Below are 25,797 nucleotides of genomic sequence, written 5' to 3'. Positions count from 1 at the left end.
GCGTCCCACGGGCCACTCCACTGACCAACACACCTCAACCCATTCGAGGAGAATCATGTACCTGCACACTCAGCAATTGATCAATGAGATCGTCGTCGATGAGCCAGATCCCGCCGCCGCCAATGCGCTTCAGGAGGGCCTGGGAGGCCAATTCGGCGAGATGCGGACGATGATGCAATACCTGTTCCAGAGCATCAACTTCCGCGGCGATGCGGCCTCCAAGCCCTATAAGGATCTTCTGCAGGGCGTAGGCACCGAAGAGATCAGCCACGTCGAACTCATCGGGACCACCATCTCGCGCCTCCTCGACGGCTCACCGGAATACAAGGGCAGGAAGACCGACGCGGTCGACAAGCCCGGCGCCGGCGGCGCCACGCCGCTGAAAATCGCATTGGATACCAGCAACATTCATCATTACCTGGTGGGGGCGCAGGGCGCTCTGCCCGTCGACGCGGCAGGCAACCCGTGGAGCGGCTCCTACGTCTACAACAGCGGAAACTTGGTCCTCGACCTGCTCTACAATCTCATGCTCGAGTCGACCGGACGGCTGCAGAAGTGCCGGATCTACGAGATGACGGACAACAAGACGGCGCGTTCCACCATCGCCTATCTGATCGTTCGCGATCAGGCTCACGAGAACGCATTCGCCAAGGCGCTGGAGAGCCTGGGAGTGAATTGGGGTGCAGCACTGCCGATCCCAAAGACAAACGCCGAGCAGTTCCCCGAGGTCAAGAAACTTCTCGATCTCGGCCTGCAGAGCGTCCAGTACACCTTCAGCGCCGATGACGAAAGCCAAGCGGCCAAGCTGTACCAGGGTGCATCGCCGTCCAACGACGGCACCGAATTGAGTACCGCCGTCATGCCGGAGGGTTTCCCGATGACCATCGCGCCGGAACGGCGTGAAGAGTTCGCACCCGGCCTGGACAAGGAACTGCTGGCGCTCATTCAGGCGACCGCAGAGGTGGAGATCGCGACCAACGGATCGGTCACCAAGTAGATGCAGCAATCAACTCAGCCAGAGAAGGTCGGTGTCGCCGAAGATGCGGATGTCGAAGCCACGACACCCGATCCCCGCGACACCGATCACCCGACCGGCACCGACCAGGCGGCCGAGAACGCCGCCAACGAGTCACCCAGCTAGTCCTACTCCCAACTACCCGGCTGTGCCGCCCGCAACTCGGTGCGCAAGTGCGGCACGCCGGGGTAGGCTCGAGTCTCGGCTGTGTTGTATCCAGCAGCGGGTAACGAGCCGAGAAGCATTCTGCGCCGTGTGTGAATAGCTGACCGGCCGCCGCGCACCATTGCCCGGTTCTTCTGCGAGCCGCCCTATCCAGGATCAACCGGTTGAAGGGCGTCCTGGTGACCCCGAGGTCTAGATCCGAATATGCCGATCTCGTAGGCATGTTCCAACATTTGAAAAGGCTGGACGAGCAGTCGAATGAGCATCGGCGCCAACGCGACGCCATCGTCGAGCGCTGCCTGCCGTTGGCCAGCCACATCGCACGCCGCTTCAGTCGGCGTGGGGAACCGTACGAAGACCTCGTTCAGGTGGCACGACTCGGCCTGGTTCAGGCAGTGAAGCGCTTCGATCCAGACAACGGTGCTGACTTCCTGGCGTTTGCCATTCCGACGATGATGGGCGAGGTTCGCCGATATTTCCGTGACCACGGATGGGCGGTGAAAGTTCCACGCCGAATGAAAGAGCTTGGCTTACAGCTGAATAGGGCACGTGACGAGCTGTTCCAACAACTGGGTCGTGCGCCGACCGCAAGCGAGATGGCCAACCATCTGGGGCTCGGACGTGAAGAAGTTGTGCAAGCGCAGATTGCCGCGACCGCGTATTCCACCGTGTCGTCGGATTGGACCGGCCCGAGGGCAGCAGACGACATCGACGGACAATCAATTACTGACAAGATCGGGGCAATCGACTGCAATCTGGATAAGGTGCTTGATGTCGAGACGGTGCGCCCACTGCTGGCGAAGTTGCCCGCACGGCAGCAACACGTGCTCATGCTGCGATTCTTCGAGAACATGACACAGACACAGATCGCCGAGCGCCTCGGTATCTCTCAGATGCATGTGTCGCGCCTGCTGTCCAGATCCCTCGACCAGCTGAGCGATCAGGCGCTGACACTCGAACCGGTATAGCTCCCACGACCGCAGGAATCAGGTAACCCCCCTACCCTGTTGCGGGTGACGCACTCGCACGCCCATTCCCACTCCCTGAGCGGACCGTCTCCGCTGGGACCGCTGGCCGCCAAGGTCGTCGTCGGACTGCTGATCGCCATCGGCGTGGTGACCCTGGCCGGGGCCGCATGGCTGTGGCCCAGTCAGCAGAAGGTCGACATCCCGCTGCCGTTCCAGAACGCCGAGGGCGGCGCTGTCACCACCGAGGCCGGGCACGTGGTGTCCACCACCGCGTCGACCTGCGGCTACCAGTCGGTGGGCTCGGTGCTGACAACCCCTCCCGCCCCCGCCGAGGGTGAGGGCACCCCATGCGTGCAGGCATTCATCGCGATCGATTCGGGTCCGAACGCGGGCGCCAACACCCTGCTGGAGTTCAGCGGCGGGACCGGCCAGCCACAGCTCGCGGTCGGCGACCAGATTCGGATCACCCGCCAGGTCGACCCGACCGGCACCACGACCTACTCGTTCTACGACTACGAGCGGACGTGGCCGTTGATCGGACTGGCCGTCGCTTTCGCGGTGGTGGTCGTCGCGGTCGCCCGCTGGCGCGGACTACGCGCGCTGATCGGGATCGTCGTCGCATTTCTGGTGCTGGTCGCGTTCATGCTGCCTGCCCTGCGCGACGGGGCCGCCGCCATCCCCGTCGCGTTGGTGGCGTCGTCGGTGATCCTCTACGCGGTGATCTACCTGGCGCATGGCGTCAGCCTTCGCACCAGCGCGGCGTTGCTCGGCACACTGGCGTCGCTCCTGTTGGCCGCCTTGTTGTCCTGGGCCGCAATCGAGTTGACTCATCTGACCGGTCTCTCCGAAGAGGAGAACAACGCCGTCGCGACGTACCTGGGCAACGTGTCGATCACCGGGCTGTTGCTGGCCGGGTTCATCGTCGGTTCGCTCGGCGTGCTCAACGACGTCACCGTCACCCAGGCGTCGACGGCGTTCGAGTTGGCCGCGCTGGAGGGCACTTCACGCCGGGCGGTGTTCGTCGGCGCCATGCGAGTGGGGCGTGACCACATCGCCAGCACCGTCTACACGCTGGTGCTGGCCTACGCGGGTAGCGCTCTTCCGCTGCTGCTGTTGTTCAGCGTTGCCAACCGCTCGCTGGGTGACGTGCTGACCAGCGAAAGCGTGGCCATCGAGATCGCACGGTCGGCAGTCGGTGGCATCGCTCTGGCGCTGTCTGTGCCGCTGACAACGGCGATCGCCGCGGTGCTCGCGACGCCTACTAGCGCTCCAGCAGGCCCAGCAGGTACCGGCCATAGCCGGACTTGAGCAGAGTTTTTGCGCGCGCGGCCAACTGCTCGTCGTCGATGAAGCCGACCTGCCACGCGACTTCCTCGGGGACGCTGATCTTCAAACCCTGCCTGCGCTCGATGGTGCGCACATAGTCGCCGGCATCGAGCAGCGAGTCGAACGTTCCGGTGTCCAGCCACGCCGTGCCGCGGGCAAGCACCTCGACCGATAGCCGGCCCTGATTGAGGTACATCTGATTGATGTCGGTGATCTCGTATTCGCCTCGCGCCGAGGGCTTCAGCCCGCGTGCGATCTCGATGACGTCGTTGTCGTAGAAGTACAGCCCCGGCACCGCGTAATGCGACTTCGGCGTCTCGGGCTTCTCCTCCAGCGAAAGCGCGAGGCCGTCGTCGCTGAACTCGACCACGCCGTACGCGGAAGGGTTGGCGACCCAGTAGGCGAAAACCGCACCCCCACTGACCTCTTGGAATCGGCTGAGGCTGGTGCCCAGGCGCGGTCCGTAGAAGATGTTGTCCCCCAGCACCAGTGCCACCGAATCGTTTCCGATGTGGTCGGCGCCGATGATGAACGCCTGCGCCAGGCCGTCGGGTTTCTCCTGGACGGCGTAGGTGAGGTCGATGCCGAATTGTGAACCGTCACCGAGCAATCGGTGAAATGCCGGTGCGTCATCGGCGGTGGTGATGATCTGGATATCGCGGATCCCCGCCATCATCAAGGTGGACAGCGGGTAATAGATCATCGGCTTGTCGTACACCGGCACCAGCTGCTTGCTCACACCCATCGTGATCGGATACAGCCGCGTCCCCGACCCCCCGGCCAGAATGATCCCCCGCATCAGCCCGCCAGATCCCCTTCGCTCAGCTCGGTGGCGGCCAGCGCCGACGCAAGATCGTCGTGCCGGAACACCGACGTGACGTGGTCGTGCACGACACGGAACGCCGCCGCCTTTCCGTCTTCTTCCTCGGCGACGACGACGCCGTCGCGGACGTACATGCGGCCGGGAACGGCCGCCGATGTCGCCAGGGAATTCGCCCACTCGCGCAGCGCGGCGTGTCCCTGTCCCGCGCCGCTCGCGTCGCCGAACTCGATGTCGTCGCTGGAAACCTGGATGAGGGTGTCGAGGTCCTGCTCGTTGAGCGCGTCATGCCAAGCGAGGACGGTCGCGATCTCCGAAGTGGTCATGGTCGTGAAAATACGCCAATCAGAACGGCGTGCGTTGCAACCATGCGTCCCACACCGCCTCGTCTCCGAAAACCTCGATGTCGAGCTCTGACGCCCGGCGTCGACGCACGATCGCCAGCAGCAGGTCCCTGACCGGTCCGCGCAGCGCGACGTCCCCCTTACCGTGGTCGTGGGTCCAGGACAAACCGTCCTCGTCGTTGCCGATCGTCCACTCACCCGTCGGCCCGAGATCCGCGTCGGTGGCGTGCAGATGCAGCGTGCGCCCACGGTCGACCGGCGGTGCGTGTTTGTCGGCCTGTACGACCATGAGCTCGATCCACTCGCTGATCGCGTCGGCCGCCAGTTCGGGTGCCGGGTTGAAGTCGGCGCCCGATGCGAGCGCGGCGTCGGCGGAGTGCACGAGCACCTCATGCAGCCGCCTGCGGATCCAGAACCCGGCGGGCCGCGGCCCGTTGAACGTCCACACGCGGGCGTCGGCGCCGACCTGCTCGACGGCGATGATCAACTGCTGTACGCCGCCGTTGAGCCAGTCGATGGCGGCGTCGGGATCGTCGGGCGGCTTGCCGTCGCGTACAGCGCGTGGGTCCAGCGGCTGGCTGCGGCGCTCGGCGACGATCTGCGCGGCCCACCGGTTTCCGCGCCCGACATGGCGGAACAACTGCTGCATTGTCCAGCCCGGACAGGTCGGAATCGGTGTCGACGGATCGGTAGCGCGAATCAGTTCGCCGAACGCTTGGGTCTGATCGAGCAGGCCGGCTCGGAAGTCCACGTCACGAACTTACAGCGGTGCGCGCCTCACCAAGCGAGATCGGGAGCGACGACCATCCGCGCAGTACGCGCGTCTCCCGACGGCTGCCCTCGCCGGCCAGTCGCGCATCCGGGAAACGCTCGAAGAAGGTCCTCAGCCCGACGTCACCTTCGGCGCGCGCCAGCGCCGCACCGAGGCAGAAGTGCCGCCCGCCGGAGAACGACAGGTGCTTACCCGCGTTGGCGCGTTCGATGTCGAAGCGATGCGGGTCGTCGAAGACGTTGGGATCTCGATTGGCGCCGGCGAGGTACAGGATCACGCCCTCGTTGCGCTTCACCAGGGTGCCCTCGACCTCGATGTCCCTCGTCGCGATCCGGGCGCTGAGTTGCACCGGCGAATCCAGCCGCAGAACCTCCTCGACTGCCGTCGGCCACAGCTCGGGACGCTCGGCCAACGTGTCGAGATGCTCCGGGGTGTCCAGCAGCATTCGAATCCCGTTGCCCAGCAGGTTGACCGTCGTCTCGAAGCCTGCGGCGAGCACAAGGCCCGCGGTCGCGAGCAACTCCTGATGAGTCAGCGGGCCGCCTTCGGCGTCCTGGGACGCCACGATGATCTGGCTCATCAAGTCGTCGCCGGGGTTGCGACTCAGCTCGTGCAGGTGATTGGACAGCCAGTCGTTGAAGCCCCTGATACCGCGGTAGACCGCCTTGTACTGCGTCCACGTCAGACCGATGTCGAGGCTCGGCGCACCCAGTTCACCGAACTCGAGGATGCGGGGCCTCGCGTCGTCGGGCACCCCGAGGATGTCGCCGATGACCGTGACGGGAAGTTGCGAGCAGTACCGATCGACGATGTCCACGGTGCCCGCTTCGGTGAGGCCGTCCAGTAGGGCGTTCGCCGCGTCCTGTACGCGGTCGCGCAGGGCTGCAACAGCACGTGTGGTGAACACCGATGACACCAGCTTGCGATAACGCGTGTGCTGAGGCGGTTCCACCGAGAGCATCGACGGTGGCTGAATCGGATGCAGCAGATCGGATTTGGTGCGTGCTGCCACCCACTGAATCGGTTTGGGCAGAGTCGATCCCATCTGGAACACGTGGAAGTCGTCGGAGCGCAGCAGGTCGTTGACGACCTTGTGGTCGACAGTCATGAACAGGGCACGGCATCGGACTATCGGGCCGCGCGCGCGCAGTTCCTCGATGAATGCGATGGGGTCCGTCCGCACCGTGGGGTCGGCGAGCATTCGTCCCTGCGGATCGCCCCGACGAGCTACGACCGTGGCGAAGCCCCTGATCAGGCCGTGCACGGAGAGCCAGTGAATCCACTGCTTGATCCTGGTCTGAGCCATGAGCCTCCGCTCCGTCGACACCGCCCCCACGGTTTACCGAATCGTGGTTCGGTTATGGATCCGGAGCCTACCGAATTATCATTCGGTATGGCAAGGAAGCGGATACCCGCCGAAGAACGCCGGGCCCGCATCCTCGACGCGGCCGTCGAGGTGTTCGCCGAGCACGGGTATACAGCCGCCAAGATGTCGGACATCGCCGCGCGGGCAGGCGTCGTCCCGTCCGTGCTCTACGACCACTTCGGCTCCAAGCGCGACCTGCACGTGACGCTCCTGCTGGCGCACGCCGAGCAGCTGCGGGAGCGGTCACTGCGTCGCCTCGAAGGCGCGACGGTCGAAGAGCTGGTGCGCGCCAGCATCGCGAACTACTTCGCGTTCGTCGAGGAGGATCCGTTCATCTGGCGCGTCTTCCATCAGGACGTACCCGCCGACCCCGAGATCGCCGAAGTGCGGCAGGAGTTGGCCGACCGCGGCACCGCCGGTATCGCCGATCTGATCCGATTCGGGGCAGGCGAGTCAAAACCGGTGAAGGGCATCACCGTTGACGAGGCGGCGTGGATCCTGGCCAGGGCCACCCAGGCGGCATGTCACGGCGTCGCCAGCTGGTGGTACGAGAATCGCGACGTGCCGCGCGAGCGGGTCGTCGAACTCGTGTTCATGCTGTTGTGGCAGGGCTTTGACGGAATGCTCAAACAAGCGACGGCGAGCTGACCACGCGCGGGCTCCTACCCAGGCAGTACACCTGCCAGCCCGCGGCGGACCACCGCTCGGCATCGAGGCAATTGCGCCCGTCCACAACGACTTTGGCGTGAACGGTGTCGGCCAGCTCGGCGGGGTCCAGTTCGACGAACTCGCGCCATTCGGTCAGCACCAGCACGGCATCGGCGCGTTCACAGGCCTCCACCACCGACGTCGAGTAGTTCAGCGTCGGGAACAAGCGCTGCGAGTTCTCGATCGCCTTGGGGTCGTACACGTTGACGGTGGCGCCGTTGAGTTGCAGCATGCCCGCGACGTTGAGTGCCGGCGAGTCACGCACGTCATCGGACTCGGGTTTGAACGCCGCACCGAGTACCGCGACGTTGGCGCCGAGAAGCGAACCGCCGCACGCGGTCGTGGCCAGCTCCACCATCCTGGTGCGTCGGCGCATGTTGATACTGTCCACCTCACGAAGAAACGTCAGCGCGTGATTGGCGCCGAGCTCACCGGCACGCGCCATGAACGCGCGGATGTCCTTGGGCAGGCAGCCGCCGCCGAATCCGAGGCCCGCGTTGAGGAATCGCCGCCCGATCCGGGAGTCGTGACCCAGCGCGTCGGCGAGCATGGTGACGTCGGCATCGACCGCCTCGCAAACCTCGGAAATCGCATTGATGAACGAGATCTTCGTGGCGAGAAACGCGTTGGCCGACACCTTGACGAGTTCGGCGGTTTGCAGGTCGGTGACCAGGAACGGCACGTCGTCGTGTAGCAGCGGCGCGTACAGTTGACGCACGGCAGCTTCGGCGTTCACCGAATTCTTTGGCACGCCAAGGACAATCCGATCGGGGTGCAGCGTGTCGTGTACGGCGAACCCTTCACGCAGGAATTCAGGATTCCACGCCACCTCGACGTCAATACCCGCCGGCGCCAATGCCCGCGCCCGTTCGGCGAGTTCGGCGGCGGTGCCCACCGGGACCGTGGACTTTCCGACGATGACCGCCGATCGAGCCAGGCGCGGCACGAGCGTGTCGATGACGGCGTGTACATGCCGCAGATCCGCGCCGTATTCACCCTTCTTCTGCGGAGTTCCGACGCCGAGGAAGTGGACGTCGGCGAACTCGGCCGCGGCGTCGTAATCGGTGGTGAAGCGGAGGCGACCAGCAGCGATGTTGTCGCTCAACATCTTTCGCAGGCCGGGTTCGTAGAACGGAATGTCGCCGGAGGCGAGCTTGGCGATCTTCCCGGGGTCGATGTCGACACCGATCACGTCGTGCCCGATTTCGGCCATGCCGGCGGCGTGTGTCGCTCCGAGATAGCCCGTGCCGAATACTGCGCATCGCATACCACCCTTGTATGCAGCCGCGATGAGCTAACTGCTACGCGACACTTAGCAACACACCAACGCTAGGTTACGAGTGAACGCGGCTCGTCTCAGCTGCAGAAGATCAGGAAGCAGTTGTTTCCGCCACCGCCACGGCCGGACGAACCCGATCCCGGGTATCCCGAACCCGGGTATTGAGGACCACCGCGCGAATTGGCGCCGTCCCCGGAACCGTTCCGTGACGGTGACTGCGGGTACTGCTGCTGCGGGTACTGCGGGATCTGCGGCACCTGCGGCTGCTGGGGGATCTGCGGAATCTCGGGCAGCTGCGGGGTCTCGGGCTCGTCGTCCCACGGCGGGCTCCATGGCGGAGTCCACGGCTTCGGCTGCACATACGTCGGGCGCCACGGGGGCGTCCACGGCCGGTAGTACGGCGGTGGGTTGTAGACCGGCGGCGGCGTGTAGACCGGGGCTGGCGCCGGCACGGGAACCGGAGCCGCGGGCGCCGGTGGCGGTGCCGCAGGCGGCGGTGGTGCCGCGGGTGGCGGCGCCTCGACGTACACGGTCCGCGGCGGTGCCTGCGGTACCTGCTGCGCCACGGGCACCGGAGGCTTGATGGTTTGCGCCGCTGGCGGCGGCGGGGGCGCCTCGACCGGCTTCGCCGCCGGAGGGGGCGCGGGAGCCGGTGCGGCGGGGACGACCGTGGTCGGAACCAGCGCGTTCTGCCCGGGACTCGGCCGCTGGTCGGCCGTCGGACGGATGCTCACGGCCAAGGAAATGACCAGCGCCACCACGCCGACGACGAAGATGGACGTCAGCGCGCTGCCGACCAGCAGGAACGGCTTGCGCTCGGGCTCGGCCAGCTGCATGTCGGTCTGGGGGTCATAGTCACCGAGGGCCGCCCCATCGGAGCCGACCGCCCGCAGCTGCGTCTCCGCATTGGCAAGGCCGGCGAGAACCGAGCCTGCGGTGGTGCCGTCGGGGTCCAGCGAATACGCCAGGCCGACGGTGGACGACTCCATTGCCGGAGCGTTGGCGGCGGCCAGGGCCGCACCGCGGGCGAGGGCGAGTTCGGGTTCGTCCGGCGCGCTGACCGGAAGGCTGACCAGGTGCCGGAGGTGTTCCTTGACCGAGGACACGTCGACGCCGGAGCCGACGACGAACATGCCCTGCGGTGGCGAATCCTGCGCGTCGACGGCGGCGGCCATCTCGGACAGCACTCCCATCGCGTCCTCGCTGTGCAGACTGCTGCTCAGCACCTTCACGACCGAGCCGTCGTCGGTCTGGACGACCGACAGCGTGGCGCTGTCACGGTCGATGAACAGCAGTGCAGTGGTCGCGTATCCGACCGCGCGGCCCGCCGCCTGCGCCAGTGACGCCGCGGCGTGGCTCGCGGACACCAACATCACGTCGTCCAAGCCCTTGGCGGCCAGCGCATCGCGCAGTGCCGCACCCTCGCTGTGGTCGCTCCAGGTGACGCCGATCGCCTTGAGGTGGTGACCGCCGGTTGCCGCGCTCTCCTGGGTGCCCAGCACCGCTTCGACAACCTGATCGGCCGCCGAGTTAGCCGAGCCTTCCTTAGAGGCGACGTCGAACGAGTCGTGGTCGACGGTTACTCCGTCGCCCTTTTCCCCTTCGACCAGCACCATGCGGACCGTCGTAGGTGTCGTAGACACACCCAATACGATGTCCACTTACTCCTCCAAATAAGTTTGCTAATCGGTCAAGTTCTTTGATGGACCCCGCATTCCGCACGAGCCGACCACTAGTACTTCATCGACGTGATCTGCAGGTGCGTTACATCCCAAAACGCATTTGCTGACAACAATCGAGTCGTGGCCGGATCTGTGGCAGCTCCGGCGCCCCGACGACGCCGGTACTACGACCCTACTCGGGTCAACGGCCGGATGCGCGAGGCCGTTCAAACGGTAAGAAAGATGTCCTGGGAACTGTCAGTCCGCGCTGTCGTCCGCGGTCTCGGTGCGCTGTCCTACAGCGCCAGGACCGCCGGGAGTCGGTCGACGACCGGGCTGGTGCCCGTGCACGCCCTCGGCGTATGCGGTCTCGGCGTGCTGGGTGAAGTCGACGCCCGTCGTCTCGTCCTCGGGGCTGACGCGGAACCCGAGGACGCGATCGATGATCTTGGCCAGCGCGTACGAGACGGTGAAGGCGTAGAGGGTCACCACCAGGGCCGCGAGGGCCTGCTTGCCCAGCTGGGCGAGTCCGCCACCGTAGAACAGGCCCTCGGGGCCGGCGGTCATCACCTCTGCGGCCAGGAATCCGATGAGCAGCACACCGACGAGCCCGCCGACGTAGTGCACGCCGACGACGTCGAGCGAGTCGTCGTAGCCAAACCGGAACTTCAGGCCGACTGCATACGAGCAGATGATGCCCGCCGCCAGACCCACGACGATGGCACCGAGCGTGTTGACCGTCCCGCACGACGGTGTGATCGCGACCAGGCCGGCGACCACACCCGAGGCGGCGCCGAAGGTCGTCGGCTTACCGTCGCGGAACCGCTCGACCGTGATCCAGCCGAGCATGCCGAGGCAGCCCGCGACCAACGTGTTGAGGAAGACCGCCGCCGCGGTGCCGTTGGCCGCCAGTGCCGAGCCGGCGTTGAACCCGAACCAGCCGAACCACAGCAGGCCCGCACCGAGCAGGACGAAGGGCAGATTGTGCGGGCGCATCGCGTCCTTTTTGAAGCCGATGCGGGGTCCGAGTACCAGCGCCAGCGCCAAAGCCGAAGCACCGGAGACGATTTCGACGACCAGGCCGCCGGCGTAGTCGAGAACACCGAGGTTGAAGAGCCAGCCGTCAGGACCCCAAACCCAGTGCGCCACCACGGCGTACACGGCGACGGTCCACAGCGGAACGAAGACCACCCACGCGGAGAACCGGGCACGGTCGGCGATGGCGCCGCTGACGAGTGCTGCGGTGACGATCGCGAAGGTGAGTTGGAAAGTGGCGAAAAGGAGTTCGGGCACCGACCCGCGGACGGTCGTCGGATCGATACCGAGCATGCCGAAGTGCGAGAGGTTTCCGATCAGCCCACCGCCCGCGTCCTCGGAGAACGCGACGGTGTAGCCGAGCAACAGCCAGGCGACAGTGCATGCCGGGATCGAGATGAAGCACATCATGATCATGTTGAGCACGCCGGTGGTGCGGACCATGCCGCCGTAGAAGATGGCCAGACCGGGGGTCATCAGCAGGACCATCGCGGTGGCGGCCAGCAGCCATGCGGTCGCGGCGGGATCTATCTCGGGCACGTCAGCTCCTTCGGCGAAGTTCGGAGAGAGCATTTCGGCCCTACGTTTCAGCTGCGCGGCAAAAGTGTTTCCGGCATGTTTCGTGTTTCGCCGCAGTTACCGAAAGCTCACGGCTCCGTCGTGCCCGTTTCAGCTGGACTTGATGAAGTTCTGGTACGACCGCGACGGGGTCGGGCCGCGCTGGCCCTGGTATTTCGAGCCGGCCTGCGAGCTGCCGTAGGGATGTTCGGCGGGGCTGGTCAGCCGCAGCAGGCAGAGCTGGCCGATCTTCATGCCGGTCCACAGGGTTATCGGCAGGTTCGCGACGTTGGACAGTTCCAGCGTGATGTGGCCGGTGAAGCCGGGGTCGATGAACCCGGCCGTCGAGTGTGTCAACAGCCCGAGGCGACCGAGTGAGGACTTGCCTTCCAGACGGCCGGCGAGGTCGTTGGGCAAGGAGCAGCGCTCGAGCGTCGAGCCGAGGACGAACTCGCCGGGATGCAGTACGAACGGCTCGCCCTCCTTGGGTTCGACCAGGGTGGTGAGATCGTCCTGGCGGATCGCCGGGTCGATGTGGGTGTAGCGGGTGTTGTTGAACACCCGGAACAGGTTGTCCAGCCGAACGTCGACGCTCGACGGCTGAATCAGGCTTTCCTCGAAGGGGTCGATGCCCAACCGTCCGGTGGCGATTTCGGCCCTGATGTCGCGATCGGAGAGCAGCACGCGACGAGCGTAGCCGCTCGAGTGTTAGCCTTCGTGATCACTGGTGCAGCCAGCCAAGCCGATGTAGTTCAATGGCAGAACATCAGCTTCCCAAGCTGAATACGCGGGTTCGATTCCCGTCATCGGCTCCACAGCTACCAGCGCCAATGCTGTCCGATCCGTTCGAATCCCGGCCTCGGTATCACGTGAGTATCACAACTCGATTGAAAGTGTCACCGGCGGCCCGCAGAGCGTCGTCCTGGCTGTGCGCGTATAGGCGCATGGTCAGCGATGCGTCCTTGTGCCCGATCCATGCCGCGATCACCGCGACCGGCACGCCGGCCAAATGCATTGCGGTAGCGGCAGTGTGACGGGCCGCGTGCAGCTTGATCGGCCGCAGGCCGGCCAACGTGACCGCATCCCGCCAATACCGCGACAGAACCTGCGGGTGATACGGCTCGCCGGCCTCGTTGCTCACGACGTACTCCCACGACCCGCCGTCGCGGCCGAGCGCCAGCCGCTCGCCGGCCTGCCGTTTCTTTGCCGACCTCAACACGACGACGAGCCGGTCCGGTAGTGGGAGCGTCCGACGTGACATAGCCGACTTAGGGTCGTTCTCCACCGCCTTGCCGCCGGCGTCCACCCGGTTGTTCGCCACCGACAGCGTCTTGGCCTCAAGGTCGACGTCAGACCACCGCAGGCCGGCGATCTCGCCGCGACGTAGCCCGCACAGCGCGAGCTCCCAAGCGTGCCTGAGCCGATCGTCGGCGATCGACGCCAGCAGCGTGCGCACCTCTGCCTCGGTGTAGGTGTCGACGCTGCGGTGTCCGACCGCGACCGGGTCGACATGCTCGGCGACGTTGCGCGTGACGAGCCCCTGGCGCTGCGCGTCGGCCAGCACCATCGCCACGGTCTGGATGAACTTGTTCACCGCTGCCGCGCCCCACGGCCGCCGGGTGCGACCCTTGCCGGTCGTGGTGCCGCCGGCGAGCAGATCCTCCACCAGCGTGTCGACGTGGGCCTTGGTCAGTCGCTGCACGGGCTCGTCGCCGTGGCGTTCGATCAACGGCGCCAGATCGTAGCTCAGCTTTGCTTTGGACGTGGCCCGCAGCTTGTGCCGGCCCGCCACGTAGTTCTTGCACACCTCGGCGACGGTGATCGCCCTACGTGGCACAAACGTGCCCTTGGTGGCGGCGTCGGCGATCTCTGCAAGCGCCGCACGTGCCGCCCTTTCAGTGGCGTAATGGCGCAGCACTTGCTGTCGTTTACCCGTCTCGGCATTGATGCCGGCACTGGCCGCGAGCCGGTAGCGCACAACGGACTTGCCCGTCTTGCGGTCGAGCACCTCGATTTTCTTGATCTGCGGTGGGAGCTGCTGCCTACTCATCGCCCGTCCTCACTCTTTCGCCGCCCCATAGCTCGTCTTTCTGACGTTGCACGTCGGCCCGCAGCGTCACCAACGCAGCCTCGGCCGCCGCAATGTCGTCCTCAAGCTGGTCGCGGTATCCGCGTGTGCTGTTCGGTGCCGCCAGCATCTTTCTCATCCTCGACAGCCGCTCCTCCCACTCCGCGGCTAGGGCGTCGGCGCGGATCAGCTTTGCCCCCGCACCGGAGAACCACCGCACAGCGTCGAGGCTGTCGACCGTGTGCCCTGGCCGCGTCTCGACCTCGCCGTCGGGGAAATCTGCCGCCAGCAGCAAGACCGGCGGAATGTAGAGCGCCTCGGCCAGCACGAGCAACTCGGCAACGTCGAACTTGCCGGCGCGGCTGTTGGTCTCAATCTTTGAAATCGCCACGCGTGTAATGGGATAACCAAGCTCGGCAGTCCGGTCGGCGAGTTGCACGCCTGTCCATCCCAGCGCCTTGCGCCGCTTGGCGACCGCATCACCCACCCGCTGCGCGAGCGTCAACTCCCACGCCTTCGCGGCCTCGTTAATTTTCGGCATTGCGACATTCTGGACTGAGTTCACGTGCGTTTGAGCACATCCGTGGAGTATGGTTCATACCAGCACGATAGACCATCATCGTGTCGCATTCCAGAAATATGGAGGACCAATGGCGGACACCGCCGAACGCACAGCCAGACTCCACCCCGTCGAGGCAGTCATGGAGCGGCTCGGAGTAGGGCGATCCACCGTGTTCGCCCTGATGGCGAGCGGGGACCTACGGAGTTGCAAGGTCGGTCGCCGGCGGCTCGTACCCGAGTCAGCGATTGTCGAGTTCATCGAGAACCTCGAACAGGCCACCCACAACGGCGCATGAGTTACGCACAACGGCACCCCAACAGCGAGGCCGCTGGGGTGCCAAGTGATCTGGGCGATCGCGGCCAGGCTACCGCGCCCGCCCGACAGCACCGCGGCCGCGGCGTCGCCCGTGGCGAGGCGGTGCCCTGATGGGCAACCCAATCCACGTAATCGGCGACCGCCCGCGGGACGGTTACTTCTACCTGTGCGACGACCTGGCGCGCACGGGTGCGCGTGAACTCGGCTCCGACGGGCTGGTGTTGCTCGCGTATCTGCTCTCCCGTGCCGGCAATGCCAAGGGCGGTAAGCCGTTCGAGACGTCATCGGTTCGCATCTCGATCGACCTCGGGTGGGGTCCCAACCGAAACCGTGTACGGCGTGCCTTAGATGCCGCCGAAAAGCAACACCGGCTCGTGAAACGAAAGTTCGTGCGCGACGGGCACGAGCAAACAACTCGGTGGGCCTACGTCGTTGCCGCCGGCGGGCGAAAGTTCACCGATTGGGAGCTGACCGAGTGCAATCGGCCGATCGAGTTGCCGTCCAAGATGAGCCCCGAGGGTGACTCGTGAGCGTGCTCAGACTGCACGGAAACGGTGCAGTACGGCAGCTTTCACGCTGCACCGAATCGGTGCATGTTCGACACGTCCAAACTGCACCGAATCGGTGCAGGTCGAAAGCGCTCAGACTGCACCGTTTTTTGTGCAGTCTGACGGCGCTCAGACTGCACGGCTGCGGTGCAGTCAGACTGCACCCCCGTGGGTGCAACAAAGGAATACCCAACAGGAATACCCAATCCCGTACTGCACTGGCGTGCAGCACGGACGTAACTCTCTGGTTGCTTCAAGCGCGTGGTTACCCAGACCAAACCAGCCCCGTAGGTGACCAACAGAACGCGCACGCGGAACAAGAGGTGCGACCGTGACCGACCGGCCCGTCATCGAGGCATACCGCGGCGCACTCGACCAACCGTGTCCAACATGTGGAGCCGAGCCCGGCGACTTCTGCACCCGCACCGACACCAACCGCAAACCTCGCATCCGGCAAATGCCTTGCGTGCGCCGCTGCCCACCGTCGAGCCGATCGGCGGTCGAGGAGCCACGCCGGCCGTACCGATCGTTCAGCGAGCCGCTGCGAGGCGACCGCGACGACGAGGCGTCGACGTGAGGCTCAACGCGGTGCCCGGGGCTGCGAGCCACCGTCGCGGCGCTGCCCGGCCACCAACCACCCCGCATCCGCCTGTCGGCCGGCCCGTTCACGTTCACCATCGACCCCGACGAGGCCCCTCGCGCTGGCCGACCGGCTCGTCGACGTCGTCGAGCGACTTCGCGCCGGCGAGCGTATTAGCACCGACCCCCGACAGGAGGCCCGATGATTGACCGCGAGTTCGTGTCGGAGTGGGAGCCGCGGTGGCGAGCGGGCCCGCCGGCCGACGGCGCCGATCACGCAGGCGACGACCGGGCCCGCGATGCGACAGCGGCCGCGCTCTACGCGGTGCGCCGCAGCGAGCCAGCCTTATCAGTGGTGCTGGATGCCTGGGCCGAGCACGACCCGTTCTCGGCGCTGCCGGGCGCGTGCGCCGCGGTGATCGTCGACCATCTTGTGTTCGACGCCGCGGCGGCGGCCCGGTTCACCTCGGCTGTTGAGCAGGTGATCGCCGAATGGCGAGCCGGCCCGCACCCCGATACCCGCGACGCCGCCACACAGGCGCTGTGGCGCCTCGCCGGACCTGTCTGGGTCTGCACCGACGTCGGCAGCGCCCACGACACACAGCGCGAACTGTTCTGCATCCTGCTCGAAGATCGACTCTTGCGGCTGGCGGCGATGCCATGACGCAACTCGAATTCGACTACTCCGAGGCCGCCGACCCGCGTACGCGCACATGCCAGCACTGCGGCGAGGCGTTGACGGCATGAACACCCTGCGCGGGCACGTGCTGCTCGACCCAGGCGAGGCCGACTATCTCGCCCGCGCTCTGGCGCTGCTGCAACAAATGCTGCGCGAAAACCGCTGCACGCCGACGCCGCGGCTGGAAACCGTGGCCCGCCAACTCGCCCGATGCGCCGAAACCGGCAGCGCCGCAGCGCCGAACGGCAGCACCGACTGCCGCTGCGGTGCATCGCACAAGGACACCGGCCACCATCACGACTATGCGTGGCTCAACACCGCCGAGGCCGCCAAAGTCCTCGGGACCGGCGAGCGCAACGTGCGTGACCTCGCGGCCCGTGGCTCGATACCGGCCCGCCGAGCCGGCGAGCGCGGCCGCTGGCTTATCGACGCCGGCGCCGTCGTCGAGCGCGCCGAGCACAAGGCCGAGCGAAAGGCCGCCCGCCGCGCCGGCTGAGGGAGGCGACCGTGCCCATTGATGTGCGACGCGTGCCCAACCTAGAACTGCTCAAGGTGGGTCGTTGGGACGGGATCACCGGCGAGTTCGAGTTCGGCCCCGAGCATCTCGCGTCGGCCGTCGAAGCACACGAGGCCGGCATCCTCGGCAGAAAAGCCGTCGTAAAGCTCGGCCACACCGGCATGGGCGACGGCGCGCCCGCGCTCGGATATGTCGACCGCCTGCGACTGACCGACGGCGGGCACACCCTCGTCGGCGACCTAGCCGGCGTTCCCAAGGCAGTCGCGACGTTGCTGCCGCGTGCGTGGCCCGACCGCTCGATCGAGGGCTACATGGGGTTCACCGACGACACCGGCCGCGTGTGGCCGTTCGTGCTGACCGCGCTGGCCCTGCTCGGCGCCGCGGCGCCTGCCGTGAGGTCCTTGCGTTCACTGCAAGACGTCGCCGAGCTCTACGACGTCGCGGCCGCCCACCGCGGCCGCCCGGTCACGATCGCGGCCGCCGCTTTCCACCCCGACGACCGCGCCGCCCAGCGGCGACGCGCCGTGCAAGTAGCCGCGGCTCGACGCCGCCGAAACAACCAAACGATTGGAGTCTGACCGTGTCGACAACCATCGCCAACCCGTCGGTGTACGACCCCGGCGCAACCATCACCGGGCAGGCCACGGCCGCCGTGACCGCCAAGCGGTTCCTCGCGATCAGCGGCGACCGCACCGCCGGCGGCAACATCAGCGTTGCGCCCGCAGCTGCCGCCGGCCGCACGTGCGGCGTGGCCGGAAACGACGCCGCCGTGGGTGAGCTCGTGCGTGTGGTGCGTGGCGGTGGCCGCGTCGTGCGCGTGACCGCCTCCGGTGCGATCGCCGCCGGCGCCGAGGTGCAGGTCGGCGCGAACGGGATGGCCGCCACCAAGGCCGCCGGCGTCGCCGTCGGCTACGCGATCACCGGCGCGGCGGACGCCGCCGACGCCGAAATCAGCTTGTACTAGGGAGGATTCACGCTCATGCCTAACCCGCTCATTCCCGAGCTCACCGGCCGCCGGCTCACCGTCGACGTGGCTCTGAAAACCCCGTCGATCATGCGCGACCAGATTGCGCGCCTTGCAGATTCGCAAATCTTGCTCCCTCGCGTATTTAGGCCGTTCGGCGCCCAGGTGCAGGGCGGTGGCCTGCTCTATTCCGTGATCGCGGCGAGTGACTTTTTCACCAGCGACGTCGAGAAGCGCACGCCCGGCGCCGAGTACAAGGTCGTCGAGGGCGTCGAACCCGAGCCGCGGCTTGCCGCCGTCGAGGATTGGGGCGGCAAGTTCCAGGTGACCGACGAGCAGCGCACGCGCAACGATGTGAGCTATCTGGACCAGCAGACAACGCAATTGGCGAACACGATCGCTCGCAAGCTCGACACCCGCGCTGTCGAGGCGCTGCAAGCCGCCAGTATCGCCAGCGTCGCCACCGCGAATAGCTGGGACAACTTGGTGTTCGTCGGACCCGACGCCAACCTCACCGCGTCCGGCAACCGGCCGACCGCGCATTTCGCGCAGGCCCAGGAGCTCGCCGACCTTGAGGAGCTCGGCGTCGCGCACGACACGCTGCTCGTGCATCCGTCGCAGGCGCGTGCGCTGCGCCAGGCGTACGCCGAAAACCTCGGCGCGATGCTCGAATCGGCGGGCCTTGAGATGTTCTCGAATCCGCGCATCCCCGAGGGCACCGCGTTCGTCGCGCAGGGCGGCATGGTCGGCACCGTCGGATTCGAGACGGCGCTGACCGTCGAGGTGTACGACGACCGCTCGACGCGCTCGATGTGGGTGCAGGCGTACGCCGTGCCCGCGTTCGCGGTCGACCGACCCTACGCCGCCAAGAAGATCCTCGGCGTTTAGAAACCAAGGGAGACAACAAGAATGGCACTCACATTCAACGTCGAGCAGGCCGCCGCGCTGATCGAGGCCCTCGGCCTGCCCGCCGACACCACCGATGTTGACCTGATCCTCGCCACTGTCGCCGATCTAGCGGCGCAGGCTGCCGGCATGAACCCCGAAAAGCCGTCCACCGTGGCCGCTGCGGCACGCGAGGCCGGTCTAGAGGTGGTCGACACCCAGACCCTCGCCGCGCTGCGCCACGACGCCCAGCAAGGTCGGCAGATGGCCGCCGCGGCCAAGGCGCAGAAGATCGAGGCCGCCGTCGACGAGGCGCTGCGGCTCGGCAAGATCGCGCCGAGCCGGCGTGAGCATTGGGTGACGCTGTGCACCCACGACGAGGGCATGATCGAGGTTCTCGCGGCCGTGCCCAACGAGACGGCCGTGCCGATGACCGAGGTGGGTCACTCGACCGAGCCGGCCGACCGTGACGCCGACAAGCAGCCCGCCTGGTTCTACTAAGTCGTCGCCGCCGGCGGTCCCTCGCCCGGCAACCGCCGGTGACCGACTGCGGGCACCCCGGCCGCACTCCTAACCGGCCGGGGTGCCCGTGACCACTACACCCGACAAGCCCGAGTTTCCGCCCGAGCTCGCCCGCTGCACCTGCGGCACCGCGTCGTTTGATCCCGACGACCACGCCAACGGCTGCCGCCTCGGCTCCACGCCACCGCTGTCGAGCGATCCCCACGCGGCCGTCGACCCACGGCCGCCTGAATGGCGGTTCTGACCGGGCTCATGGTGCATAGGCTTGAAGCTGGCGCGACACAGCGCGGATCGAGGTGACCCATGTCGGAGCCAACGACCGATCGGGCAGCAATGGCGGCCGACTTGGAGCGCGCCCGCGCCGACCTCCATCGTCTCCTGGCCGTCGCAGCCGATGACGACTGGAACAAACCCACCTCAGGCACACGGTGGACCAACGAACAGCTGTTATTCCACATGGTGTTCGCATACATGCTCGTGCGACGACTGCTGTTTCTCGTGCGCATATTCGGGCGACTGCCTGACCGGGTCAGCCGTGCCTATGCGCGGATGCTCGACGCAGTCACACCGCCGTTCCATGTGATCAACTACTACGGGTCCTGCGCCGCGGCTCTCTTCTACAACCGCCGCCGGATGGGCAAGAAGATGGACCGCGAAATCGACAAGCTACAGCGGTCCCTCGCCAGAGCGAACGACACCTCCATGCGCCGAGGCATGCACTACCCGCCCGGCTGGGACCCCTATTTCCGGGAATACATGACGCTCGCCGACGTCTACCGCTATCCGGGTCAGCACTACGATCACCACCGCCGACAATTAACACTGGCCCGAATGTGACACCCGAAAAATATCGAGGCACCCCCCACCTGACTGCCGGCGCGGTAGTCAGGAATTTTTTTGAGCGGCCGAGTTTTTTCGGCCGGATGCCAGCAAACTCGGGTGAATTAGGGCGCGGCACCGGCGGTCTGGCTCGGGACGACCGCGCCGAAACGGCGCCGGCGGGTGGTGCGCCGGGCGGTCAAGGTTGGCCCGTGGCCCACCTCGGCGCGGGTGTCATGCTGGTTGAGTGAGCACCACACCCACCCCGCAGAAGCGAGCCAACCTGCGTATCGAACTACTCACGTCGCCGGGATGCCCCAACGCCGACACCGCCAGGGCGCTCGTCAACGAATGCCTGGCCGCGCTGGGCATCCACGCGCCGATTATCGACCGCGTCGGCCGCTATCCTTCGCCGACCGTGCTTATCGACAGTGTTGACGTGATGCGGCCCGAGGCCGGCGCGCCGATTGGCGATGCGTGCCGACTCGACCTGCCCACGCGCCAACGGGTGCTTGACGCGTTGCGCGCCCAAGCGCCACACCAGGTCGAACCGATGCGCGAGCAGTCGGCCCGCAGACCGCAGTCTGTAGCCGAGTCGGCTGCCCAACTCCCGCCCGCGATCCGCGGAATTCACCAAGCCGTGCTGCGGGCATTCTGCGATAAAGGCCAGGCTCATCGCGACGACCTAGCGTCGACGGCCGCCGCAGTCGGCGTTGATCTCGATGACGCGCTGAACCAACTCGCCAGCGCCGACCTCGTGCACACCGCACCCGATGGACAGGTTGAGGTCGCTTACCCCTTTTCTGGCCGGCGCACAGGCCACACCGTCCAGCTTGCCGACCACCGCTCGGTCGCCGCAATGTGTGCAATCGACGCGCTCGGCATCCCGCTGATGACCGGCGGTGACGGCACCATCGACTCGACCGACCCCGACTCAGGAACACCGATCCACATTCAACGCCGCGGCGACGAATGGACGTGGCAACCCCCCAGCGCGGCCGTCGTCATCGGCCGCACCGACTGCTGCGGAACCCTTGCGAATACCGCGTGTCGGTCGATCACCTTCCACACCGACCCCGAGGCCGCGCAGTCACATCTCGATAAGCATCCCGACCTCGACGGTTTCATCGTCGGCCAGGCTGACGCAATCGCCCTCGCCGACCAAGTATTCGGACCCCTGCTCGCCAAGAGGTAACGGGCTGCGCGGGTTCTCTGCGTCGCTTCGACTCCGGCGGGTCGTGCGTCGGGTTGTCACTGTTGGCCGACGGCCCACGGCGGCACGAACTCGTCGACCCTGTTCTCGTTGAGCATGTAAATCCACGGGCCAGTGTCGCGCTGCTCGATGAGCGCCTCGATCCGCGGCCATTGCCGCACTACTCGCTCAAGCCATTGCCACGTCGACAGATCGCGCTTGCCGCCGATGCAGAACACCCGCAACCCGTGCTCCCACAGCGCCCGCACCTCGACGGGCTTGGTCCGTAGCCGCTTGTCGCGGGTAATGACAATGAGGCCGCGGGCAGCCACGGCGGGAATCCACTCGGTGTCGAGCGCGCCGCGAGGGCACTCGGGGATGAGCGCGTGCCCCGCGTGGATTGTGTCGCGGCGTGCCGCAGTCAATGCGAGGCCGAGGCCGGTCGCGCTCTCGTCGACGTAGAACCGCACGAGGTGCTCGACGGCAACCATCCCCGGCGGCCCGCTGGTCTAGCTGGCTCGCGCCGCGTACGCCTCGGCCGCCCTGAGCTCGTAGCGCACGGCCGCCTCGACGAGTTCACGTGGCAAGCCGTAGAGCTCGGCGATCATCTCGATTGGGTCGCCGGCAGCGTAGAGCTCGCGGATGACCTCGGTCGGCACACCACGCGTCGACGGCTCACCGAACCGCTGTAGCGGGTCGACGACGACGTCACGGATCGCCGGGTCGGGTCGCAACCTCGTCACTTCGGGCCGCTTGCGCCGGCCGACCGTCTCCCATTCCAGCGAGTCGGCGAACTCCTGCGCCGGCGCGGACCAGTCGAGCATCTGTTGGTCGTTGCGCACGACGATCAGTAGCCGTCGATCGAGGCCGACGGCGTCCTGGACCTTGCGCACGAGCTCGCGGCCCTCGACGGCCAGCCACGTCTTGGCCGACGCCAGCGGGTAGAGCGTGTCGAGCTCCTCGCGCAGCGTCTCGACGGCCGGCCGCATCCTGACGAGCGGCACGCCCGCGTCGCGGTATTCGGCGAGCAGTCGGGCCTCGACGAACTCGCCCCACGTCACTACCTCGTCGCCTGTGGGCTCGGGACGGATCACCGGCGGATAGCTCTTGCCCCTGCGCTGGTAGCCGTCGATCCACCGCGCAGAGGTGCCGGCCTTGAGACCGAGAATGTGGTCGACCTGACCGAACCCGTACACCGGCCGGTCTTGCAGGTCGATCACCTTGGTAGTGGACACGACCACATCATGGCAGTAGCCACCCACACCCTCGCGGCGAACAGGCGTTTTCGTGACCGCGCCGCGCTCAAGCCGATACGGCGTCGGTATCACGTGAGTATCACAACTCGCGGCTAACTCCCGGCCATCCGCCCTGATCCACTACCGTCCACCACGGTCCGATTGCGCAGGTCAGATGCTCGACGAACGACAGCGGTGGACCCGCGTGGACCCGCGTGGACGCAGCGAATCGACTTCCCAAGCTGAATACGCGGGTTCGATTCCCGTCATCGGCTCCACATGTACTTGGCCGACCCGGCGGCGAGCCAGAGTCGCACCAAGCAGCGTCGGTTCTCCACCTCGGTTGCGTCGGTGAAGGCATTGCGGTTGTGGAGCACGGTGTTGTTGTCGGCGAAGAAGACGTCGCCGGGCTCCATCGTGAAATCGATCGCGTTCGCCGGATCGTTCAGTATCGCGTCGAATGCATCAAGCGCCTCACGCTGCAGCGTGGTGAGCGGAGTGCCCGAAAGATGGTGTCCCAGTTCGATGTGCAAGCGGTTGTAGCGGATCGCCACACCTTCTTCGGTGTCGGTGAACACCGATCCGCGCGACACCGGGTCCTCACCCTCCGCCGTGTCCTTCGACCGGTCGAAGAGGAACTCTCCGTAGAGCACCTCCACCAGATCCGGCCGAGTCGACAGCAGGATGTTGTAGGCGGTGTGACCGCTGACCATCAGCGACTCACCACCGGACAGGGCCTTCCGCAGGCACATCAGCGCGAGGATGTCGGGACGGCTGCCGACGAAGGCAGCCGCCGAGTCGGTGTGGTAGATCATCCCGAGATTTGTCTTTGAGCCGCGCGCCTCCATCAGCGTCGCGCCGGTGTCCTGAACCAGGTACACGCGATCGCCGGCCCGATTCTGCGGCAGCGGCCGGCCCAGGTAGGTGCCGATGCCCCAATAGAGCATCGACGCTTCCTCGTCGGTCCATCCGCTTGACGGCAGCCCGCGCAACAGGACGAACCCGGCGACGGAGTGCACGTGCTTGCTGATGACCTGAGCCAACTCAGAGAGCCCGGGGTGAGTGAAGTCGGCGGGCTCAACGGTGTCGATCCGCTTACCGCGTCGCCGCAGCTCGGAAACGATGTGCAGGCAAGCCTCGGCCTGGTGCGGTTCGACCGTGACCGTGTAGCACTCGTCGTCGAAAGTCGCGCGATCCCACACCGTGGACCCGATCAGCGGCCTGCGGGTACGGGTTCCTTCTCCTGTCGCCTGCGTGTGCATCAGCGGTCTCCTTTCGTGTATCGCCGGGATGCGTGACACGAGATTGGCGGCCAATTCTTTGAAGTTTCTTGGAGCCGTGCACACCGTGGCTTTTAGGAATCACCAAGGACGTCGTCAGAACCTGAGCTCGTGAACACCATCGAGCTCCTCGCAACCGCCCTGGTCTGCGGAATCCTTGCCTGGACCCTGTCACGCCACGCGCCGCAGGCGGTGCCGGCGTCGACTCTGGCCGTGCAGGGTGTGCTCGGGGTGGCCACCGGACTTCTGGTTCGCGACGTTTCGTTCTCCACGCTCGGCGCTGCGGACTGGGTGGCGCTCGTAGCCGTTGCCGTCGGGACACTGGCCGTCTGTATCGCCGGCGGCGCGCTGCTGGGCATGCACCGCGGCATCAGCCCGCTGACGGGTGCGCTCTCGCTCGTCGCAGGCGGTTCGTCCGGCGTGGTGTCCATCGCCCGTGAGTTGGGCACCGACGACCGTGTCGTCGCTGCGGTGCAGTATCTACGCGTCGCGATCATCACCGCGGCCATGCCCTTCGTCGTCGCGGTCATCTACGGCGGATCCGGTTCCAGCGCATCACATTCCGATGCCGTAGGCATCCTGCCGATTTTTTTCAACCTGCCGCTGATCGCAGTGCTCGTGGTCGTCGGCGCGGCGGCCGGCCGTGCGGTGCGCTTGCCCGGTGCCGGGCTGCTTGGCCCGATGGCGATCACCATTGCGCTGGAATTCAGCGGATTGATCAGCGGTCTCGAGGTTCCTGTGATGCTGGTTCAGGCTGCGGCGCTGCTCTTCGTATGGCAGACAGTGCTGGAGTTCGACCGTGAATCACTGCGCGCGATCCGCCGGATCCTGCCCACTGCACTGGCATTGATCGCGGTCCTCAACCTGGTCGTGGCCGGCTTCGGCATGGTGCTGGCCGACGTCGCCGGACTCAGCCAACTCGACGGCTATCTGGCGACCAGCCCCGGCGGCATCTACGCGGTGCTCGGGTACACCATCGGATCCGACTGCGACGTGCAGTTCGTCATGGCGTCCCAGGTGATCCGTGTGGTGCTGATGCTGTTCGCCGCCCCCCTGGTCGCGCGGATATTCTTGCGGTTCGCACCTCAGATCTCGATTCGGCCTCATGCTGGGCACAACCGGGAATCACACGCCGCGCTGGCCACGAGTGGGGTGACAGGGCCGTTAAATTCCTGATCACTATGACGACGGTTCTGCGCACATTAGTTGGCGCCTTCGCCGCGATCGCGGGCGTCGCATTCGCCGGCGCGGCGGCTGCCGACCCACCACTACTCAACGGCACCTATGGCTCATCGGACGGTGACCCATACAACGTGTGGACCTTCGTGACGGCTTGCGCCCCCGCCGGCTGCACCGGGACGGTCACGAGCAACCAGGGTTGGTCCGCGCCCACCAGCCTGAGCGGTGGCCGCTGGAACTTCACCGTCTCGAAGCCAGGCGGCTTGACCTGCGCTGACGGGCACTATGAACCGGCCGTGGTATCGATGTCGGTCGACCCGACCACGCTGGCCGGCGTGGTGTCGTCGGACTCCAATTACGGCTGCGCGGGCGGCGTCGTGACGCAGAGCGCGTTCCAGCTACAAAAGGTCGGCTGAGCCCGACCCGCGCCGCTTCC

General features: G+C 66.3%; 32 protein-coding genes and 1 tRNA gene. 20 read left to right on the top strand and 13 right to left on the bottom strand.

The window, feature by feature from the left end; genetic code table 11:
• Positions 1-55 precede the first annotated feature (55 nt).
• The 4 genes from G6N42_RS24265 (at position 56) to G6N42_RS24250 (ending at position 3,456) form a co-directional block, all read left to right on the top strand.
• Positions 56-997 (top strand): manganese catalase family protein, encoded by a 942-nt coding sequence (locus G6N42_RS24265; RefSeq protein WP_163733993.1) that lies wholly within the window; start codon positions 56-58, stop codon positions 995-997.
• The gene (locus tag G6N42_RS24260; RefSeq protein WP_163733990.1) at positions 998-1,141 is read left to right on the top strand and encodes a hypothetical protein; all 144 of its coding nucleotides are present in this window, start codon (positions 998-1,000) and stop codon (positions 1,139-1,141) included.
• A 203-nt stretch (positions 1,142-1,344) separates the two neighbouring features.
• Complete coding sequence (locus G6N42_RS24255; RefSeq protein WP_286201650.1) at positions 1,345-2,148, top strand: SigB/SigF/SigG family RNA polymerase sigma factor; 804 nt, start codon at positions 1,345-1,347, stop codon at positions 2,146-2,148.
• Between the two features lie 45 nt (positions 2,149-2,193).
• Positions 2,194-3,456 carry a YibE/F family protein gene (locus tag G6N42_RS24250; RefSeq protein ID WP_174262153.1) on the top strand — a complete coding sequence of 421 codons (1,263 nt, stop codon included), beginning with the start codon at positions 2,194-2,196 and terminating at the stop codon, positions 3,454-3,456.
• Here G6N42_RS24250 and rfbA read toward each other — a convergent pair.
• The 4 genes from rfbA to G6N42_RS24230 are packed head-to-tail and all read right to left on the bottom strand — an operon-like array spanning position 3,410 to position 6,716.
• Positions 3,410-4,273: a glucose-1-phosphate thymidylyltransferase RfbA gene (rfbA, locus tag G6N42_RS24245; protein ID WP_163733983.1), complete on the bottom strand. Its 864-nt coding sequence runs from the start codon at positions 4,271-4,273 to the stop codon at positions 3,410-3,412. The genes G6N42_RS24250 and rfbA overlap by 47 nt on opposite strands.
• Positions 4,273-4,620: a nuclear transport factor 2 family protein gene (locus G6N42_RS24240; protein WP_163733980.1), complete on the bottom strand. Its 348-nt coding sequence runs from the start codon at positions 4,618-4,620 to the stop codon at positions 4,273-4,275. Before G6N42_RS24240 ends, rfbA begins: the two co-directional genes overlap by 1 nt.
• Positions 4,621-4,639: 19 nt before the next feature.
• Positions 4,640-5,389: a maleylpyruvate isomerase family mycothiol-dependent enzyme gene (locus G6N42_RS24235; RefSeq protein ID WP_163733977.1), complete on the bottom strand. Its 750-nt coding sequence runs from the start codon at positions 5,387-5,389 to the stop codon at positions 4,640-4,642.
• Between the two features lies 1 nt (position 5,390).
• Complete coding sequence (locus G6N42_RS24230) at positions 5,391-6,716, bottom strand: cytochrome P450 (protein ID WP_163733976.1); 1,326 nt, start codon at positions 6,714-6,716, stop codon at positions 5,391-5,393.
• A gap of 87 nt (positions 6,717-6,803) precedes the next feature.
• Here G6N42_RS24230 and G6N42_RS24225 point away from each other — a divergent pair, with 87 nt between their 5' ends.
• Positions 6,804-7,424: a TetR/AcrR family transcriptional regulator gene (locus tag G6N42_RS24225; protein WP_163733973.1), complete on the top strand. Its 621-nt coding sequence runs from the start codon at positions 6,804-6,806 to the stop codon at positions 7,422-7,424.
• Here the strand turns inward: G6N42_RS24225 and G6N42_RS24220 are convergent.
• From G6N42_RS24220 to dcd, 4 genes are all read right to left on the bottom strand, one after another.
• On the bottom strand, positions 7,402-8,751 hold the full coding sequence (locus tag G6N42_RS24220) for a UDP-glucose dehydrogenase family protein (RefSeq protein WP_163733970.1): 1,350 nt from the start codon (positions 8,749-8,751) through the stop codon (positions 7,402-7,404). The two genes, G6N42_RS24225 and G6N42_RS24220, sit on opposite strands and share 23 nt — an antisense overlap.
• 89 nt (positions 8,752-8,840) lie before the next feature.
• Entirely contained in the window at positions 8,841-10,424 is a 1,584-nt protein-coding gene (locus G6N42_RS24215; RefSeq protein WP_163733967.1) for a DUF7159 family protein, read from the bottom strand.
• A 258-nt stretch (positions 10,425-10,682) separates the two neighbouring features.
• A complete protein-coding gene (locus tag G6N42_RS24210) occupies positions 10,683-11,999 on the bottom strand; it encodes an ammonium transporter (RefSeq protein WP_163733964.1) in 1,317 nt (438 codons plus the stop codon).
• A gap of 129 nt (positions 12,000-12,128) precedes the next feature.
• Positions 12,129-12,701: a dCTP deaminase gene (gene dcd, locus G6N42_RS24205; RefSeq protein WP_163733961.1), complete on the bottom strand. Its 573-nt coding sequence runs from the start codon at positions 12,699-12,701 to the stop codon at positions 12,129-12,131.
• A gap of 57 nt (positions 12,702-12,758) precedes the next feature.
• Between dcd and G6N42_RS24200 the strand changes: the two genes are divergently transcribed.
• Positions 12,759-12,832: transfer RNA gene (locus tag G6N42_RS24200), tRNA-Gly, on the top strand.
• A gap of 50 nt (positions 12,833-12,882) precedes the next feature.
• Here G6N42_RS24200 and G6N42_RS24195 read toward each other — a convergent pair.
• On the bottom strand, positions 12,883-14,067 hold the full coding sequence (locus G6N42_RS24195; RefSeq protein ID WP_163733958.1) for a tyrosine-type recombinase/integrase: 1,185 nt from the start codon (positions 14,065-14,067) through the stop codon (positions 12,883-12,885).
• Positions 14,060-14,626, bottom strand: coding sequence for a helix-turn-helix domain-containing protein (locus G6N42_RS24190; RefSeq protein ID WP_163733956.1), 567 nt, complete (start codon positions 14,624-14,626; stop codon positions 14,060-14,062). The genes G6N42_RS24195 and G6N42_RS24190 overlap by 8 nt, the downstream gene beginning before the upstream one ends.
• A 109-nt stretch (positions 14,627-14,735) precedes the next feature.
• Between G6N42_RS24190 and G6N42_RS24185 the strand changes: the two genes are divergently transcribed.
• The 12 genes from G6N42_RS24185 (at position 14,736) to merB (ending at position 21,670) form a co-directional block, all read left to right on the top strand.
• On the top strand, positions 14,736-14,942 hold the full coding sequence (locus G6N42_RS24185) for a helix-turn-helix domain-containing protein (RefSeq protein ID WP_163733953.1): 207 nt from the start codon (positions 14,736-14,738) through the stop codon (positions 14,940-14,942).
• Between the two features lie 130 nt (positions 14,943-15,072).
• Positions 15,073-15,492 carry a hypothetical protein gene (locus G6N42_RS24180; RefSeq protein WP_163733950.1) on the top strand — a complete coding sequence of 140 codons (420 nt, stop codon included), beginning with the start codon at positions 15,073-15,075 and terminating at the stop codon, positions 15,490-15,492.
• A 349-nt stretch (positions 15,493-15,841) separates the two neighbouring features.
• Complete coding sequence (locus G6N42_RS24175) at positions 15,842-16,087, top strand: hypothetical protein (RefSeq protein WP_163733947.1); 246 nt, start codon at positions 15,842-15,844, stop codon at positions 16,085-16,087.
• Positions 16,088-16,291: 204 nt separating this feature from the next.
• Positions 16,292-16,753, top strand: coding sequence for a hypothetical protein (locus G6N42_RS24170; RefSeq protein ID WP_163733944.1), 462 nt, complete (start codon positions 16,292-16,294; stop codon positions 16,751-16,753).
• Positions 16,754-16,832: 79 nt separating this feature from the next.
• Positions 16,833-17,264: a helix-turn-helix domain-containing protein gene (locus G6N42_RS24165; RefSeq protein WP_163733940.1), complete on the top strand. Its 432-nt coding sequence runs from the start codon at positions 16,833-16,835 to the stop codon at positions 17,262-17,264.
• An 11-nt stretch (positions 17,265-17,275) separates the two neighbouring features.
• Positions 17,276-17,863, top strand: a complete 588-nt coding sequence (locus tag G6N42_RS24160; RefSeq protein ID WP_163733937.1) for a hypothetical protein — start codon at positions 17,276-17,278, stop codon at positions 17,861-17,863.
• Positions 17,864-17,865: 2 nt separating this feature from the next.
• The gene (locus G6N42_RS24155) at positions 17,866-18,249 is read left to right on the top strand and encodes a capsid cement protein (protein ID WP_163733933.1); all 384 of its coding nucleotides are present in this window, start codon (positions 17,866-17,868) and stop codon (positions 18,247-18,249) included.
• A 15-nt stretch (positions 18,250-18,264) separates the two neighbouring features.
• On the top strand, positions 18,265-19,137 hold the full coding sequence (locus G6N42_RS24150; protein WP_163733928.1) for a major capsid protein: 873 nt from the start codon (positions 18,265-18,267) through the stop codon (positions 19,135-19,137).
• 21 nt (positions 19,138-19,158) lie between these two features.
• Positions 19,159-19,635 (top strand): phage protease, encoded by a 477-nt coding sequence (locus G6N42_RS24145; protein ID WP_163733925.1) that lies wholly within the window; start codon positions 19,159-19,161, stop codon positions 19,633-19,635.
• An 88-nt stretch (positions 19,636-19,723) separates the two neighbouring features.
• Positions 19,724-19,900 carry a hypothetical protein gene (locus tag G6N42_RS24140; protein WP_163733922.1) on the top strand — a complete coding sequence of 59 codons (177 nt, stop codon included), beginning with the start codon at positions 19,724-19,726 and terminating at the stop codon, positions 19,898-19,900.
• Between the two features lie 59 nt (positions 19,901-19,959).
• The gene (locus G6N42_RS24135; protein ID WP_163733919.1) at positions 19,960-20,493 is read left to right on the top strand and encodes a DinB family protein; all 534 of its coding nucleotides are present in this window, start codon (positions 19,960-19,962) and stop codon (positions 20,491-20,493) included.
• 229 nt (positions 20,494-20,722) lie between these two features.
• A complete protein-coding gene (gene merB, locus G6N42_RS31510; protein ID WP_163733916.1) occupies positions 20,723-21,670 on the top strand; it encodes an alkylmercury lyase family protein in 948 nt (315 codons plus the stop codon).
• Positions 21,671-21,726: 56 nt separating this feature from the next.
• Here the strand turns inward: merB and G6N42_RS24125 are convergent, their stop codons facing one another.
• The 3 genes from G6N42_RS24125 to G6N42_RS24115 all read right to left on the bottom strand — a co-directional run bounded on the left by G6N42_RS24125 (position 21,727) and on the right by G6N42_RS24115 (position 24,164).
• Positions 21,727-22,158: a PIN-like domain-containing protein gene (locus G6N42_RS24125; RefSeq protein ID WP_163733913.1), complete on the bottom strand. Its 432-nt coding sequence runs from the start codon at positions 22,156-22,158 to the stop codon at positions 21,727-21,729.
• An 18-nt stretch (positions 22,159-22,176) separates the two neighbouring features.
• Positions 22,177-22,902, bottom strand: a complete 726-nt coding sequence (locus tag G6N42_RS24120) for a DUF433 domain-containing protein (protein WP_163733910.1) — start codon at positions 22,900-22,902, stop codon at positions 22,177-22,179.
• Positions 22,903-23,168: 266 nt separating this feature from the next.
• The gene (locus G6N42_RS24115) at positions 23,169-24,164 is read right to left on the bottom strand and encodes a TauD/TfdA family dioxygenase (RefSeq protein WP_163733907.1); all 996 of its coding nucleotides are present in this window, start codon (positions 24,162-24,164) and stop codon (positions 23,169-23,171) included.
• A gap of 129 nt (positions 24,165-24,293) precedes the next feature.
• Between G6N42_RS24115 and G6N42_RS24110 the strand changes: the two genes are divergently transcribed.
• Both G6N42_RS24110 and G6N42_RS24105 read left to right on the top strand, forming a co-directional pair.
• Positions 24,294-25,358: an AbrB family transcriptional regulator gene (locus tag G6N42_RS24110; RefSeq protein ID WP_163733903.1), complete on the top strand. Its 1,065-nt coding sequence runs from the start codon at positions 24,294-24,296 to the stop codon at positions 25,356-25,358.
• Between the two features lie 5 nt (positions 25,359-25,363).
• The gene (locus G6N42_RS24105) at positions 25,364-25,777 is read left to right on the top strand and encodes a hypothetical protein (protein WP_163733900.1); all 414 of its coding nucleotides are present in this window, start codon (positions 25,364-25,366) and stop codon (positions 25,775-25,777) included.
• The last annotated feature ends 20 nt before the right edge of the window (positions 25,778-25,797 follow it).

Origin of the sequence: Mycobacterium gallinarum (assembly GCF_010726765.1) — a bacterium.
Classification (GTDB): Bacteria; Actinomycetota; Actinomycetes; order Mycobacteriales; family Mycobacteriaceae; genus Mycobacterium; species Mycobacterium gallinarum.
Note: the sequence above shows the minus strand (reverse complement) of the source record. Positions and strands in the feature narration are given on the sequence as shown.

Coding starts and splice junctions, on each gene's coding strand:
- G6N42_RS24265 (WP_163733993.1), top strand. CDS start 56: ATGTACCTGCACACTCAGCAATTGATCAATGAGATCGTCGTCGATGAG.
- G6N42_RS24260 (WP_163733990.1), top strand. CDS start 998: ATGCAGCAATCAACTCAGCCAGAGAAGGTCGGTGTCGCCGAAGATGCG.
- rfbA (WP_163733983.1), bottom strand. CDS start 4,273: ATGCGGGGGATCATTCTGGCCGGGGGGTCGGGGACGCGGCTGTATCCG.
- G6N42_RS24240 (WP_163733980.1), bottom strand. CDS start 4,620: ATGACCACTTCGGAGATCGCGACCGTCCTCGCTTGGCATGACGCGCTC.
- G6N42_RS24230 (WP_163733976.1), bottom strand. CDS start 6,716: ATGGCTCAGACCAGGATCAAGCAGTGGATTCACTGGCTCTCCGTGCAC.
- G6N42_RS24225 (WP_163733973.1), top strand. CDS start 6,804: ATGGCAAGGAAGCGGATACCCGCCGAAGAACGCCGGGCCCGCATCCTC.
- G6N42_RS24220 (WP_163733970.1), bottom strand. CDS start 8,751: ATGCGATGCGCAGTATTCGGCACGGGCTATCTCGGAGCGACACACGCC.
- G6N42_RS24195 (WP_163733958.1), bottom strand. CDS start 14,067: ATGAGTAGGCAGCAGCTCCCACCGCAGATCAAGAAAATCGAGGTGCTC.
- G6N42_RS24190 (WP_163733956.1), bottom strand. CDS start 14,626: ATGCCGAAAATTAACGAGGCCGCGAAGGCGTGGGAGTTGACGCTCGCG.
- G6N42_RS24185 (WP_163733953.1), top strand. CDS start 14,736: ATGGCGGACACCGCCGAACGCACAGCCAGACTCCACCCCGTCGAGGCA.
- G6N42_RS24180 (WP_163733950.1), top strand. CDS start 15,073: ATGGGCAACCCAATCCACGTAATCGGCGACCGCCCGCGGGACGGTTAC.
- G6N42_RS24170 (WP_163733944.1), top strand. CDS start 16,292: ATGATTGACCGCGAGTTCGTGTCGGAGTGGGAGCCGCGGTGGCGAGCG.
- G6N42_RS24165 (WP_163733940.1), top strand. CDS start 16,833: ATGAACACCCTGCGCGGGCACGTGCTGCTCGACCCAGGCGAGGCCGAC.
- G6N42_RS24150 (WP_163733928.1), top strand. CDS start 18,265: ATGCCTAACCCGCTCATTCCCGAGCTCACCGGCCGCCGGCTCACCGTC.
- G6N42_RS24145 (WP_163733925.1), top strand. CDS start 19,159: ATGGCACTCACATTCAACGTCGAGCAGGCCGCCGCGCTGATCGAGGCC.
- G6N42_RS24135 (WP_163733919.1), top strand. CDS start 19,960: ATGTCGGAGCCAACGACCGATCGGGCAGCAATGGCGGCCGACTTGGAG.
- G6N42_RS24125 (WP_163733913.1), bottom strand. CDS start 22,158: ATGGTTGCCGTCGAGCACCTCGTGCGGTTCTACGTCGACGAGAGCGCG.
- G6N42_RS24115 (WP_163733907.1), bottom strand. CDS start 24,164: ATGCACACGCAGGCGACAGGAGAAGGAACCCGTACCCGCAGGCCGCTG.
- G6N42_RS24105 (WP_163733900.1), top strand. CDS start 25,364: ATGACGACGGTTCTGCGCACATTAGTTGGCGCCTTCGCCGCGATCGCG.